We start from the raw sequence: 13,985 nt of genomic DNA, 5'->3' as shown, positions 1-13,985 counted from the left end.
TTGGTACTTATGTTCCACTGGATAGGATTGGGAAACTTCAAGTTCTATGTATGAAGACAATAAGTGAATGAACTATTAACTCCCTCTTCGCCTTATATAGAGTAAGCCCTCGGACCAATTAATTAGACACTTCCCAATTAAAGGCGTAAAGCCCAGGTGAAAAGGCAGAACTCCCTTCCAATGGGGCTTTCATTTAGACAAGCGAAGCGCCACCAATTAGTCCCTTAAATTCGGTGAATTGTGTGCGGCTATCGAGAAACTATGCTAAGTGGAGGGGAAATCTTGCTGTGTAATTGAGAAACCGGCATATGCGTCCGACAAGTAGCACTAGGTGGCCGACAAATCACCACAACTGTCGGAGAACGTGGGAGAGCTGCTTTCAGCGGAGCAGCCCGTCCCTCAACAAGCGTAGCGCTACCAATTAACCCCTTAATGCAGGTGAATTGTGTGCGGTTATCGAGAAACTTCGCTAGGTGTCTGAGAAATGAAAAGAGCTGATTGGTAAAGGGCACTCGGTTATCGAGAACTTTTATCAGGTGATGGACAAACAAGGGGATGTGTCGGGGAACGCGGAATCTGCTGGGGCCGAGTGAGTAGCCCTCCTTCAACAAGCGTAGCGCTACCAATTAATCCCTTGAAGCAGTTGAATTGTGTGCGGTTATCGAGAAACTTCGCTAGGTGTCGGACAAATCTTACTGCATGATTGAGAAGTTGGCATGAGTGGCGGTGAATAAGAGCTAAGTGTCGGGCAAACCATTACAGCTGTCGAGCAACATGGAAGTGGTGCTCTTAGCGGTGTAGCCCACCTCTCAACAAGCGTAGCGCTACCAATTAATCCCTTAATTCAGGTGAATTGAGTCCCGTTATCGAGAAACTTCTCTATGTGTCTGAGAAATGAAAAGAGCTGATTGGTAAAGGGCACTCGGTTATCGAGAACTTTTATCAGGTGATGGACAAACAAAGGGATGTGTCGGGGAACGCAGAATCCGACGGGGCCGAGTGAGTAGCCCTCCTTCAACAAGCGTAGCGCTACCAATTAATCCCTTAATGCAGGTGAATTGGGTCCCGTTATCAGGAAACTTTGCTAGATGTCGGGGAAATCTTGCTAAGTGTCGGACAACATGGAAGTGGTGCTCTTAGCGGTGTAGCCCACCTCTCAACAAGCGTAGCGCTACCAATTAACCCCTTAATGCAGGTGAATTGAGTCCCGTTATCGAGAAACTTTGCTAGGTGTCGGACAACATGGAAGTGGTGCTCTTAGCGGTGTAGCCCGTCCCTCAACAAGCGTAGCGCTACCAATTAATCCCTTACCGCAGGTGAATTGTGTCCCATTATCGAGAACCTTTGTTAGGTGTCGGAGAAATCGGGCGGGGTGATCGGGAAGCAGGCACACATGTCGGAGAAAATGTGCCAAGTGTCGGGCAATCTGCTGCAACTGTCGGACAACCTACCCGCACTGATCAATAACCGAAATTCATGGGTCACATTGCCCGTCCGCGACAAATATGCTAGACTGTACCTAACTGAATGAACGACTCTTTTCTTATCCAGAGAGACCGAGGGATTTGGCCCGATGACGTCTCAGCAACCTGCCCACGCAAGGTGCTGCTGCCAACAGGTATTTTAAACCTGGCCGATGAGGGGAATTTGCGCTTTAGCAACTCTTCTCTGCTCGGGGGAAGAGTTTTTTGTTTGGCAAATTTTTGAGGAGTGATCCACATGGGAACGATTGAACCATTACAAACACAAAAAGAACATGTCTTGCGAGAACAGCCAAAGAGCGCTGCAGGAGCCATGAAGCGGCATCGGACGCTCGCGCGGATTCAGCAGGAAATCGATTACTTCGACCAAGGTGACTTACTTTCTAAAAAAGCATTGCAGAAAGAACTGAAAGAGATTGCAGAATTGCAACGTCAGGCTGACGAACTTGCACGACAGATCCAAGCACGCAAACAGAAGCTGCTAGAAGACACATTCGGTCCCGATGGATCTCAATTTTTCAAGTAATGCAAAAACCCTCTTGCTCACGATAATCCGTGAGCAAGAGGGTTTTATTCATAAAACTATTCCTTTTTCCTTGCCAATTCCGCAGGGACTTCTTCCCCATCTCGGTTACGTAAAAACATGTAAAATGACGCGCCGAATATAATAATATAGCCAATGAAGCTATAGATATCCGGAATTTGGCCAAGTAGCACAAAGCCAAGAATTGCAGAAAACACCACGGTGAAATAGTTGAACACCGAAATTTCTTTTGCTGGCGCGTAATTGTACGCGAGCGTAATCCCAAATTGGCCTACAGTAGCGAATACTCCTGCAGCCAATAAGTACACTGTCTGCTTCAGCGTCATTGCTTCATAGGTGATGAGGACCCACGGCAACAGCACGACGGTCGTGAATGTCGAGAAGTAAAATACAACGGTGTAATATTGCTCACGTCCGCCAAGCGCCCGTAATACGGTGTACGCTCCACCCGCGAATACGGCCGATAAAATTCCCGCTGCATAGGGAACCACATCGAGCGAAAACGAGGGTTTGATGATGAACAGTGTACCAAGAAACGCGAGTAAAATACTATACAGCTGAAATGGTTTTACATGTTCTTTCAGAAAGATCGCCGCAAACAAAATCGTGAAAAACGGGCTCATTTTGTTGAGCATATCCGCATCCGCCAGCACGAGATGGTCAATTGCATAGAAGAACAGGACGATGCCGATTGCACCTAGAGCAGACCGTAACAAAAGCAAGCGTTGGTTTTCACGCTTGCCGAACATTCTTTCTTTGAAATGAAGGACAAAGAAAAATGCGATGATCATCGAGACGCCATTTCGGAAAATGGTTTTCTGCATCGTCGGGACATCCCCTGATAATTTCACGAATGCGGTCATGAGTGAAAATCCGAGTGCCGACGCTAATAATAGTAAAATCCCTTTGTTGCGATTTGTCATAATACCCTCCGGTTCATTAACAATAAGAGTCGTATCCTATCATACACCGGCGGCTGAATGTGTTATAACAAATCGCTCCAAATATTGATGGCGGTCGCTAAAATCAGTACCGCTAGAGCCCACTTCAACACGTTGGGATTCACTTTTTGACCAAATTTCGCGCCAAGTGGTGCTGCAATGAGTGCTGCGACAATCAACACCATCGCTGGCCCCCATAATACTTGCCCCGTCGCGATCTTCCCCGTTGCAGAACCGATCGATGAAATGAAAGTGATGGCAAGGGATGATGCGATCGTCATTCGGGTCGGAATCGCTAGCACCGTCAACATGATCGGAACGAGGACAAATGCTCCTCCTGCTCCAACAACTCCTGACGCTATACCGACGACAAAAGCAAGTGCAGCCGCTAGCCACTTATTGAACGTCACGTCACTCGCAGGACGCTCTTCCACCTTTTTACGTGGAATGAATAACAATATCGCTGCTACGATCGCAAGCACGCCGTACACCAAATTGACCGTTTGCTCAGTTAACAGGCTAGAACCGAGTCCCCCTATGAAACTTCCGATCAGCACCGCTCCACCCATATACAGGATGAGCGTTTTGTGCAGAAGGCCTGTTCCCCGATACGCCCAAACTCCCGCTATCGTTGCAAAAAAGATTTCAATCGCACTGATGCCACTCACTTCGTGTGCAGTCAATGCCGTAAGTCCGAATAACGGGGGAATGTACAAAAGCATCGGATATTTAACGATGGCTCCCCCGATCCCTGCCATTCCTGACAAAAACGATCCAACCACACCGATTAGAAATAATACGAGAATAAAAGTGATACTCATTGATCCAACCTTCTTTCAAGAAAAAGAAGGAGACACTGATGTCCTCCCTCTATTTTGAACCTTATCCTTTTTTAATGAAGAACGTATAGACGTCGTTGTCTTCATGTTGTTCGAGCAACTCGTGTCCACCCGACTTGGTCCAAGCAGTCAAATCTGCTTTCGCACCTTTGTCGGTCGTTTTGACTTCCAGAACTTCTCCTGAATTGACTTCTTTCATGGCATTACGAGTTTTAACAATTGGCATCGGACAAGATAAGCCCGTTGCATCCAAAAAGTGATCTGCTTTCATTTGTAATTCCTCCTAGTTAATTAGTTAGCGTACTGCACATCGGTTTGGACCGATTTCCATCTCTCTTTGTGTATCTGCGTCAGGAGTGAGTACTCCCATATTGGTTTTTCGGATTTCCTGATAGGCATTCGGTTGGGGCGGTAAGTTTTCCGTTACGAGCGAACGGAATTCGTTTTCATCCTCAACTTGCAAGCCGTGGTTCTCTGAAAAGAGTGTGCTTAGTTGCTTAGCGACGCTGCCGTCTGCATTCACTTCCGTCATTTCCATGAAGTGCGCAGGGAGAACAACAAGCGCGTCAGACAATTGCTCATAGCGATTGTAAAGAGTTGTGCGCAGGTCGCCTACCCAATCTTCCGCCATACCGGCCAGATCCGGACGTCCAATCGAATCGATGAACAGAATATCGCCAGTCAGCAAATAAGCATTGTCGATGACGAATGAGGTCGATCCGCTAGTGTGTCCTGGTGAAAAGACAGCTTGAATCGGTGTTTTCCCTACAGTTACTTGAAGACCATCTGACAACACATTGAAGTCAAATACCACTTCTTCTGCGTCTTGGCTCGGCAAATAATAGTTCGCTCCTGTTGCTTCAGCAATGACACGTCCGCCAGAAATGTGGTCTGCGTGTAAATGCGTGTCGAATACGTGCTCAATTACTGCACCTTTTTCCTTTGCGAAATCGAGGAAGATATCTGTCATGCGTGTGGCATCGATGATTGCCGCTTTCCCTTGGTCAATGACCATGTAAGAAAGACACCCTTTCCCTAGACGTACAAATTGGTAAAGTTCGCCGCCCTGCTTCAAGTCAGCAATTTTAACAGGCTCCAAGTATTCACTCCAGGCCTTCATACCGCCTTCAAGATAGGCAACGTCCACTCCCTCTTCAGAGAGCATTTCCGCTACCATTTGTGAAGAACCTTCCTTTGCACAGACGACGAGAATCTCACGGTCTGTTGGTAACTTCCCTTTGATTTCATCGACTCCATCCAACAATTCGAAGTAGGGGATATTCAAGTACTCGATCGATTCCCCTTCAATTTTCCAATCTGCAAATGCGTCTTCGTTACGCACATCGAGGATGAAGAGCGGCTTCTTGTCGATACTGAAGCGCGCGACTTCTTGTGATTTCATAATACGAACTGTCATGTATATTCTCCTTTCAATCCATTTCTTTCATAGGTGCAATTAAAACGTAAGAGACACGTCTGCATGTTTAGCGAATTCCAAGAAAGTGACAGCTCCGCCGACTTCAATTCCGTCAACGAACGCTTCTTTCTCCAATCCCATGACGTCCATCGTCATTTGACATGCGATGAATGTCACGCCGAGTTCCTGTGACATGGCAATCAGTTCAGGAATTGCGGGTACGTTTGCATTTTTAAAGCCTTCTGCAAAGTGTTCTTTGCCTTCAGGTAATGGAAGTTGTTGAGAAGCTTCCTTATGGATTAAGTTCAATCCCTCGAAAGTGAAGAATACTGCTACTTCGTGTTCACTTGCCGCTGCTGCAGTTGCGATGTTGAATACTTTGTATGCGTCGAAAAGTCCGCCGTTTGCTGCGATGATTGCTGTACGAGTTGTCATAATGAATATCCCCTTTTGTCTGATTGTTTTTTCCATTCAGTCATACCTGGTACTACGTTGTATACGTCTTTGAAGCCGTTTTCCGCTAACTGGATTCCTGCGATTCCGCTTCGTCTTCCCGTCTGGCAGATGAGATATATCGTTTCATCTTTGTTCAGTTCATCCATTCGAGTTTCTATTTCGTCGAGTGGGATGTGTCGTGCACCTGGTATATGCGCTTCGTTATATTCGTCTTCTTCGCGAACATCGATAAGTGTCAAAGGGTGTGACAGTTCTAGCTTCTTCTCGAACGCTTCAAGTTCGATTACAGGAATTTCTTCTTTCACCTCAACAGTTGCGCCGTCTTTTTTCAGGAAGTGATGCAAGACATCCTCTTCCGTCTCGGTCCCTAAGTAAGCGTGTCCCGAGCTCGCAGCCCATGCTTTGATGTCTGCTGTGGAACCTTTGTCCGTCGCCAAAACTTCCAAGACGTCTCCTGCCGCTAAGTCATTCATCGCTTTTCGAGTACGAACGATTGGCATAGGGCACGCTAGCCCTTTCGCATCGAGGATATGTTCAGTTTTCATCACATTACTGCCTCCATTTTCAGCTAATTCACGAGCTGGCGTTATTCGATTTCTCCATCCCAAGACATCATTCCGCCTACCATGTTCGTTGCTTGGTAACCGTGATCTTCTAGAAGTTGTACGGCACGACCGCTTCGTCCACCCGAGCGACATACCATAATGTAAGGTGTTGCTTTATCCAAGTCTTGTAGTTTGAATTCAAGCAGACCTAGAGGAATGTGTGTGACTCCAGGAATCTTGCCACTTTCAACTTCATCGGTTTCACGCACATCTATCAAATGGATCGGTTGTTTATCAGCTAGCAGCTGCTGGACTTCTTGCGGTGTAATTTCTTTCATTATAATCCTCCAATTTTACCCTAAGGGGTATAATTTCGATTAAAAAATATATGCGGGATATATACCCTACACCGTATATTACACAGCATATTCTGGATTGTCAACGAACATGTTTCATCTCATTGTGAACATGAAATTATTTTTATGTGATTGGATATCGTCTATGAAGGGGAGGGGGTTTGTGAGCTGTTTTCTGGGGTTTATGAGCGGTTCCCGAAGTTTATGAGCGCTTTCCCAATTTTATGAGCGGGTCTCGAGGTTTATGAGCATTTTCCCAATTTTATGAGCGGGTCCCGAGGTTTATGAGCGCTTTCCCAACTTTATGAGTGGTTCCCGAGGTTTATGAGCGCTTTCCCAATTTTATGAGCGGTTCCTGAGGTTTATGAGCGCTTTCCCAACTTTATGAGCGGTTCCCGAAGTTTATGAGCGCTTTCCCAATTTTATGAGCGGTTCCCGAGGTTTATGAGCGCTTTCCCAATTTTATGAGCGGTTCCCGAAGTTTATGAGCGCTTTCCCAATTTTATGAGCGGTTCCTGAGGTTTATGAGCGCGTTTCGAAGTTTATGAGCGCTTTCCCAATTTTATGAGCGGTTCTCGAGGTTTATGAGCATTTTCTCCCCCCACTCTAAGCCATTGTCAGCCAATCCCGGTCTTCATTAGAGACCCTAACCATACACTAAACCCGAAAAGTAAAAACGCCTCCATTTTTGGAGGCGTTACTGGTGCTTCGAACATTATTCAGCGGCTTGATCGATACACGCGATCAGTTGCTGTTCCACTTCTTTGGCAGCGGTGAGAATCCGTTCGTCGCCAAATCCTTCCATCAGTTTCGAAGGCAAAGGCATGGCAATTTTAACTGACTCCTCTTCTTCAAATACCACAATCTTGCATGGCAAGAAGGCGCCTGCTAGTAAGTTTTCCTTCAACACGTTGGCTGCGATGGATGGGTTGCACACTTCAAGGATGGTATAAGGTGCGGGCGGTTGAACACCTTTCTCCTCAAGTTTCGCACTCAAGTCAAAGTTCCAAAGCACACCGAATTTCGCTTCTTGCAGAGATGCTTCAATCGCTTGGATCGCGTCGTTGCGTGTTTTAGCAGTTCCCTTTACATAGGTGTTCATAGATTAATCCTCCTCTACTTCATGGCTGTCCATTTTTTCCCTAATTGATCAGCGAATAAACTCAGCCCTTCGCTTCTGCTAGTCTTGCTTCGAGTTCGACATTGTATCGGTTCGTTTGTTCATCCGACCAATTCAGGACTTCCTTCATATATTCCACGACAGCCTTTTTCCATTTCTCGACCCAATGGATATCAAAGAAGATGGCGCCCGTTCTGCGCATGAAGTAATCGACCGGCGTCAATGCCATCTCATGCTCGATTGCGTAAAGCAAAGTGAGTTGGATGGCAAGTGGCAGGGAGCTGTAGGGATTCACTCGGCTTACAAGTTCAGCGACTTGGTTTGTATTTGTACCATACATTGAGGCGATATTGAGTCCATCTTGGAAGGTAAGACCTAGTTTTGTCAGTTCTTTCGCACGATCTTCCACATAGGCTCGGTAGTCTGTGGACTTATTGAAATCGCCGCCTGACAATCGCAACGTTTTCGTCACGCACGGCCCTGCGTTAACTCCTTGGACTTTCAACTTTGTGCTGATAATATCGGTAATCTCTTCAGCCATTTTCCGATATCCTGTCAACTTCCCGCCTGCAATGGTTAACAGGCCTGTCGATGATTCCCACACTTCGTCTTTGCGGGAAATTTCCGATGGCCCTTTCCCCTCTTCCTGAATGAGCGGACGCACCCCTGCCCACGTGGATTCAATATCACTCATACCGACAGACGTATTCGGAAATACTGTTGTGATCGCGTGCAATAAGTAATCCTTATCCTCATCAGTCAATTCAGGGTTTTCCAGATCCGTTTCATACACGGTGTCTGTCGTGCCGACATACGTTTTTCCGTTGCGCGGTATCGCAAAAATCATTCTTCCGTCTGGCGCGTCAAAGTAAATCGGCTGATGAAGAGGTAAGACGGAGCGATCGAATACCAAATGGACACCTTTCGTCAACAACAATTTCTTGCCTTCCATTTGTTCATCCAAGTGCATCACTTGCTCTACCCACGGTCCACCCGCATTCACCACAATCGTGCCATGCGCATAATACGATTCACCCGTGAGCTGATCTCTCACCTGGACGCCATTCACTTGCCCTTGAGCGTCATATGAAAATTCAGTAACTTTTGTGTAATTCATCAAGTCTGCCCCTTGTTCATGAGCTTTTTTGGCGACCTCTATCGTTAATCGGGCATCATCTGTCCGGTACTCGACATATTCTCCGCCGCCGATTAACCCTTCCTCATTCAAAAGCGGTTCGTGCGTGAGGACTTCTTTTTTCGATAGCATTTTTCTACGTTCCGCTCTTTTGACTCCTGCTAAGAAATCATACACTTTCAGTCCAAAAGAGGTGGAGAATTTGCCGAATGTCCCGCTTTTGTAAAAGGGCAGAAGCATCCATTCAGGGTGCGTCACATGAGGTGCATTTTCATAGACAATCGCTCGTTCTTTCCCAACGTCTGCAACCAGTTTCACTTCCAGTTGTTTTAAGTATCGAAGACCGCCATGAACCAGTTTTGTGGAACGGCTTGAAGTCCCAGCAGCAAAGTCCTGCATTTCGATTAGAAGTGTTTTCATGCCACGTGATGCCGCATCCAACGCAATTCCATTTCCTGTAATCCCTCCTCCGACAACGATCACATCATATCGGGAGTTCGCAAGCCGTTGTAAAGTCTGAGTTCGATTCGTGTGCGAAAATGGTTTCATGAGCAAATCGTCTCCTTTTTTCTAGACCGAATAATAGAAGCTCTCTTCATCCTACGCGTTAACTTGTGCAAAGTCCTGCATTTGCTAGCTAATGACTTCCACTGTATCCACATATTCAATTTTTTTAATCAAATTATAGATTTCCGGAAGTGTTCGTTTGACATTCACCCTAGCTTTTATTTCCAGCAAGTGCATGTCATTCTCGTCAAGATCTTTAATACGTGATTGGAATATTTTAAACCGTTGCTGCTGCAATTCCAGCATCACCGCTTCAATACTCGACTGTTCGTTGACTTTGATCCGAAGTGTGAGTTCTTGGTAACGCAGTCGTTTCGGTCCATATTTAGTAACAATGAAAGGGATGAATTCCACACTCAGTATCAGTAGAAGGACACCGAAAATGGCTTCCGTGTAAAAACCGGCACCTACTGCAATCCCGATTCCCGCCGCTCCCCAAATCATCGCAGCCGTTGTCAATCCTGAAATCCTCTCATTTCCACGTCGTAAAATCACGCCTGCACCTAAGAAACCGATGCCTGATACAATTTGTGCAGCTAAACGGAGAGGATCCATCTGGATGTTGACTCCGCTTGCACTATTGGGAAAGGTGTACGCCGATTCAATCGAGACGATCGTCAACAAACAGCTGACGATGCTGATGACGAGGCTCGTTTTCAGGCCGAGCGGTTTACTTTTCAGTTCCCGTTCCAACCCGATTATCAAACCCAAGACCGCCGAAATACTCAACTTCATAATCATTTCCGCTTCCAGCCAAAAGTCCATTTGCCCGCCTCCAGAACAGATTGTTTCTATAAGTGTATTTTCAGTGTACTCGAAGAATGCTACACCACGCTAGATTGTAAATTCGTTTGTGAGTATTTCATAGGCGGGCTATCGCGTTGCAAGGCCGCTTTTAAGTTGTCCGACAGTGTCAGGTCTTTGTCCGTCAACGCGGGTGATTTCTCCTACACTTGAGTGCAATTCCCGATCACAACGCATCACTTCTCCGACACGTAGCAAAGTTTCTCAATAACGGCACACAATTCCACCCCGTCAAAGGACTAATTGGTAGCGCTTCGCTTGTTGAGGGATAGGCTATTCACTCACCTCCAGCACATTCTGCGTTCACCGACACATCCTACCGCTTGTCCATCACCTGATGAGAGTTCTCGTTCACCAAATGCCCTTTACCAATCAGCTCTTCTCACTTCTCCGACACGTAGCGAAGTTTCTCGATAACGGCACACAATTCCACCCCGTCAAAGGACTAATTGGTAGCGCTTCGCTTATTGAGGTAGGGCTAGTCACTCGCCTCCAGCACATTCTGCATTCACCGACACATCCTACCGCTTGTCCATCACCTGATGAGAGTTTTCGTTCACCTAGTGCCCTTTACCAATCAGTTCTTCTCACTTCTCCGACACGTAGCGAAGTTTCTCGATAACGGGACACAATCCCCCCGTTAAAGGACTAATTGGTAGCGCTTCGCTTGTTGAGAGATGGGCTACTCACTCACCTCCAGCACATTCTGCGTTCACCGACACGTCCCGCCGTTTGTCCATCACCTGATGAGAGTTCTCGATCACCGAGTGCCTTTTACCAATCAGCTCTTCTCACTTCTCCGACACCTAGCAAAGTTTCACGATAACGGGGCACAATTCACCCGCTTCACGGACTTATTGAGGGAGGTGCTGCGCCTCTTCACATCAAAAAATCCCCGGTCGGACCATTTTCATAAACGGTCCGACCGGGGATTTTCCACTTCTATTCTCTTCCATTCAACGCGAGCACGGTCCGATACAACACATCGACCGCCACTGGCAATGTCTCTTCTTTAATGTCAAACCGTTCGTTATGATGGCCTGCTGCGAGCTCTGTACCGAATATGCAGTAGGTTGCTTGACCGTGATTGTTTTTCACGCGTTCCATGAAGTATGTTGCGTCCTCGGAACCGGCAGATGCATTGTCTGCATGGTGGACTTTCGTTATCCCCATCGTCTCACTTGCAACTGCTCCGACCATTGCTGCAAGGCCTTCTGAGCACTTGCAGCTGATGGCTTCACCCACAATATCGATCGAGCACTCCACATCATACATGACGGCTGCTCCGTGCAGTACATTCTCCGCTTGCTTGCGGATGTACTCATTCACAGCGGAAGTTTCACCGCGGGTTTCCAATTTCATGGACGCCGTATCTGCAATGACATTGCGCCCGCCGCCTCCTTGGAGCTGACCGACGTTGACACGGGACGCACCGCCTGAGTGGCGGGAAATCGCGTGCAGATTCAACGTAGCGCTGGCGGCTGCGAGTAGCGCATTTTTCCCTTCTTCCGGCTGGGCTCCTGCATGGGAAGCGCGGCCTTTGAACGTGACGTCCATCTTCGTGGAGGCCATGAAGCCGTTCGCTGCTGAAACAAACTCACCATGCGGGACGCCTGTACCGATATGGATGGCAATGAAGAAATCCGCGTCATCCACAACACCTGCTTCCGTCATCGATTTCGCACCCCGGGCACCTTCTTCAGCTGGCTGGAACACGATACGGATTGTTCCGTTCAATGCGTCCGGATCTTCTGCTACCATTGTTGCAAGTCCGAGTCCTATCGCCGTATGTGCATCATGTCCACATGCATGCATGGAACCTTCCGCAATGGATCGGAAGCCGAGTTTGCCAGGGACGTGTTCATCCTCTTGTGATTCGAGTATCGGCAATGCATCCATATCGACACGGAACACGGTGACTGGTCCTGGCCGTCCTGAATCCCAATCTGCGACAACCCCTGTGAAACCTTCTTCAAAGTAAGGCAAGAACTCTTCGACCGCCCCATTTTCAGCAGCCCACTGTACGTGAGCTGCTGTCTGTTCGTCCGATGGTTTGCCTAATAGTTCGTCCTCTGCCATAACGTCTTTTCCAAGTCTGACGTCAAAGCCGAGCCGCGTCACTTCAGCGGCGACTATGGAAGCCGTCCGCATTTCCAAGAATCCCTGCTCAGGATGACGATGCAGATCGCGTCGCCAACGCGTTAGTTGTTCATGTAAGTTGATAACCATCTTGCTGCCCCCTAACGGTTATTTCAAAAATGGTGTAATTCCTGGTCCGAATGGAATGCCTGCATAGAAGAATAAGAGAATGAGCAAAATCCAAGCAACCAAGAAACAGATGGAGAACGGAAGCATGAGTGAGATGAGCGTTCCGATTCCGGCTTTTTTATCGTATTTCTGCATGAACGTCAACACCACAACCATGTAAGGCAAAAGCGGTGTCACAATATTTGTCGATGAATCGGCAACACGATATGCAACTTGTGTAAAGGCTGGATGATATCCGAGTTGCATGAACAGCGGAACAAAAATCGGTGCTTCCAGTGCCCACTTTGCAGATCCGGATGTAATCAGGAAGTTCATGAGAGCCGTAAAAATGATGTATCCGATAATGAGACCCATTCCTGTGAAGTTGACAGATTCCAGGAATTCAGCACCATTCACTGCAATCCAAGTACCGATGTTGGACCAATTGAAGTACGCAATGAACTGGGAAATCGCAAAGATGAGAACGATATAGCCGGACATGTCTTTCATGGATTCCGCCATATATCCAGCGATATCTTTTCCGCTTTTAATCTTACCTACCGTGATTCCGAACGTGATGCCTACTACTAGGAATAGGAACAAAATGATGGGAACTATCCCCGAGATGAACGGCGATGGAATCATCGTGCCCCCTTCTCCACGGAGAGGGCTGTTCGGCCAAAAGATTCCTACTAGCAGGATCGCAATGTATAGAAGTCCTGCAATCATAGCGTTACGCAATGCTTTTCCTGAACGCGGATCTTCTTCATCCACTTCCAATTCAACAGCATCCCCATTATACTTCCCTAGACGGGGTTCAATGAATTTAGACGTGATGAAACCTGCGAGAAGGGTAAGCATGAACACAGAAACAATATTGAAGTACCAGTTATCAACTGGGGAAACGGTAATCGAATCGTCTACAATCTTTGCAGCTTCCGTTGAAATTCCAGCAAGCAATGCATCTGTTCCTACGATGAATAAGTTCGCTGTAAATCCCGCTCCAGCTGAAGCATAACCAACCGCAAGACCAGCGAGCGGGTGACGGCCCACCTTGTAGAATATCATCGCCGCAAGCGGCGGAACGAGCAGCATCGCAGCATCGGATGCAATGTTCCCCATGATCCCTACGAAAGCGACTGCATAAGTAAGCAGCCAAGGAGGCGACTTCATGATCGATTTCTTGATCGCATAATCGAACAGACCGACTTTTTCTGTCAGCCCGATCCCAAGCATCATGGCCAGCACGATACCGAGTGGTGCAAAGCCTGTAAAGTTCGTAATCATGGATTCCAGAATGTATTGCAGCCCTTCGCCTGACAATAAGTTATTGATCGGCAATGTCTCGCCAGTCCCTGGATGCTTCACCTGTGCGTTAAACAGGCTGAAGATGAAAGATGCGATCATGACTGCAACAGCCATACCTACGAACAGAATGAATGGATCCGGCAAACGGTTCCCAAATCGTTCGATACCGTTCAATACTTTGTTTAAAAACCCCTTCTTTGCTGTCTCCACTCTGTTTCCCCCTAT

At 47.3% G+C, this 13,985-nt stretch carries 14 protein-coding genes and 1 riboswitch; of the genes, 2 read left to right on the top strand and 12 right to left on the bottom strand.

Going from position 1 to position 13,985, the window contains the following annotated elements; genetic code table 11:
• Positions 1–1,323 precede the first annotated feature (1,323 nt).
• Entirely contained in the window at positions 1,324–1,467 is a 144-nt protein-coding gene (locus tag ABE021_RS04570) for a hypothetical protein (RefSeq protein WP_430287101.1), read from the top strand.
• A 73-nt stretch (positions 1,468–1,540) separates the two neighbouring features.
• Positions 1,541–1,643: riboswitch (SAM riboswitch) on the top strand.
• 76 nt (positions 1,644–1,719) lie between these two features.
• Positions 1,720–2,007 carry a hypothetical protein gene (locus ABE021_RS04565; RefSeq protein WP_430287099.1) on the top strand — a complete coding sequence of 96 codons (288 nt, stop codon included), beginning with the start codon at positions 1,720–1,722 and terminating at the stop codon, positions 2,005–2,007.
• Positions 2,008–2,063: 56 nt separating this feature from the next.
• Here the strand turns inward: ABE021_RS04565 and ABE021_RS04560 are convergent, their stop codons facing one another.
• The 12 genes from ABE021_RS04560 to ABE021_RS04505 form a co-directional block, all read right to left on the bottom strand.
• Positions 2,064–2,948, bottom strand: coding sequence for a DMT family transporter (locus tag ABE021_RS04560; RefSeq protein ID WP_430287098.1), 885 nt, complete (start codon positions 2,946–2,948; stop codon positions 2,064–2,066).
• 62 nt (positions 2,949–3,010) lie between these two features.
• On the bottom strand, positions 3,011–3,787 hold the full coding sequence (locus tag ABE021_RS04555) for a sulfite exporter TauE/SafE family protein (protein ID WP_430287097.1): 777 nt from the start codon (positions 3,785–3,787) through the stop codon (positions 3,011–3,013).
• 61 nt (positions 3,788–3,848) lie between these two features.
• Complete coding sequence (locus ABE021_RS04550) at positions 3,849–4,076, bottom strand: sulfurtransferase TusA family protein (RefSeq protein WP_430287095.1); 228 nt, start codon at positions 4,074–4,076, stop codon at positions 3,849–3,851.
• Between the two features lie 24 nt (positions 4,077–4,100).
• Positions 4,101–5,222: an MBL fold metallo-hydrolase gene (locus ABE021_RS04545; protein ID WP_430287094.1), complete on the bottom strand. Its 1,122-nt coding sequence runs from the start codon at positions 5,220–5,222 to the stop codon at positions 4,101–4,103.
• 39 nt (positions 5,223–5,261) lie between these two features.
• Complete coding sequence (locus ABE021_RS04540; protein WP_430287093.1) at positions 5,262–5,657, bottom strand: DsrE/DsrF/DrsH-like family protein; 396 nt, start codon at positions 5,655–5,657, stop codon at positions 5,262–5,264.
• Complete coding sequence (locus ABE021_RS04535) at positions 5,654–6,226, bottom strand: sulfurtransferase TusA family protein (RefSeq protein WP_430287092.1); 573 nt, start codon at positions 6,224–6,226, stop codon at positions 5,654–5,656. The genes ABE021_RS04540 and ABE021_RS04535 overlap by 4 nt, the downstream gene beginning before the upstream one ends.
• Before the next feature lie 38 nt (positions 6,227–6,264).
• Positions 6,265–6,561 carry a rhodanese-like domain-containing protein gene (locus ABE021_RS04530; RefSeq protein ID WP_430287090.1) on the bottom strand — a complete coding sequence of 99 codons (297 nt, stop codon included), beginning with the start codon at positions 6,559–6,561 and terminating at the stop codon, positions 6,265–6,267.
• Between the two features lie 733 nt (positions 6,562–7,294).
• The gene (locus tag ABE021_RS04525) at positions 7,295–7,681 is read right to left on the bottom strand and encodes a DUF302 domain-containing protein (RefSeq protein WP_430287089.1); all 387 of its coding nucleotides are present in this window, start codon (positions 7,679–7,681) and stop codon (positions 7,295–7,297) included.
• A 61-nt stretch (positions 7,682–7,742) separates the two neighbouring features.
• On the bottom strand, positions 7,743–9,383 hold the full coding sequence (locus ABE021_RS04520) for an FAD-dependent oxidoreductase (protein ID WP_430287088.1): 1,641 nt from the start codon (positions 9,381–9,383) through the stop codon (positions 7,743–7,745).
• Positions 9,384–9,467: 84 nt separating this feature from the next.
• A complete protein-coding gene (locus ABE021_RS04515; RefSeq protein WP_430287087.1) occupies positions 9,468–10,166 on the bottom strand; it encodes an MgtC/SapB family protein in 699 nt (232 codons plus the stop codon).
• A gap of 981 nt (positions 10,167–11,147) precedes the next feature.
• Positions 11,148–12,434 carry an amidohydrolase gene (locus ABE021_RS04510; RefSeq protein WP_430287086.1) on the bottom strand — a complete coding sequence of 429 codons (1,287 nt, stop codon included), beginning with the start codon at positions 12,432–12,434 and terminating at the stop codon, positions 11,148–11,150.
• A gap of 18 nt (positions 12,435–12,452) precedes the next feature.
• Positions 12,453–13,970, bottom strand: coding sequence for an AbgT family transporter (locus ABE021_RS04505; RefSeq protein ID WP_430287085.1), 1,518 nt, complete (start codon positions 13,968–13,970; stop codon positions 12,453–12,455).
• Positions 13,971–13,985: the final 15 nt, after the last annotated feature.

Source organism: Sporosarcina gallistercoris, from assembly GCF_050459885.1.
GTDB classification, from domain to species: domain Bacteria; phylum Bacillota; class Bacilli; order Bacillales_A; family Planococcaceae; genus Sporosarcina; species Sporosarcina gallistercoris_A.
This window is presented reverse-complemented; position numbering and strand designations above follow the sequence as displayed.

Coding starts and splice junctions, on each gene's coding strand:
- ABE021_RS04550 (WP_430287095.1), bottom strand. CDS start 4,076: ATGAAAGCAGATCACTTTTTGGATGCAACGGGCTTATCTTGTCCGATG.
- ABE021_RS04560 (WP_430287098.1), bottom strand. CDS start 2,948: ATGACAAATCGCAACAAAGGGATTTTACTATTATTAGCGTCGGCACTC.
- ABE021_RS04545 (WP_430287094.1), bottom strand. CDS start 5,222: ATGACAGTTCGTATTATGAAATCACAAGAAGTCGCGCGCTTCAGTATC.
- ABE021_RS04565 (WP_430287099.1), top strand. CDS start 1,720: ATGGGAACGATTGAACCATTACAAACACAAAAAGAACATGTCTTGCGA.
- ABE021_RS04510 (WP_430287086.1), bottom strand. CDS start 12,434: ATGGTTATCAACTTACATGAACAACTAACGCGTTGGCGACGCGATCTG.
- ABE021_RS04530 (WP_430287090.1), bottom strand. CDS start 6,561: ATGAAAGAAATTACACCGCAAGAAGTCCAGCAGCTGCTAGCTGATAAA.
- ABE021_RS04515 (WP_430287087.1), bottom strand. CDS start 10,166: ATGGACTTTTGGCTGGAAGCGGAAATGATTATGAAGTTGAGTATTTCG.
- ABE021_RS04520 (WP_430287088.1), bottom strand. CDS start 9,383: ATGAAACCATTTTCGCACACGAATCGAACTCAGACTTTACAACGGCTT.
- ABE021_RS04555 (WP_430287097.1), bottom strand. CDS start 3,787: ATGAGTATCACTTTTATTCTCGTATTATTTCTAATCGGTGTGGTTGGA.
- ABE021_RS04540 (WP_430287093.1), bottom strand. CDS start 5,657: ATGACAACTCGTACAGCAATCATCGCAGCAAACGGCGGACTTTTCGAC.
- ABE021_RS04525 (WP_430287089.1), bottom strand. CDS start 7,681: ATGAACACCTATGTAAAGGGAACTGCTAAAACACGCAACGACGCGATC.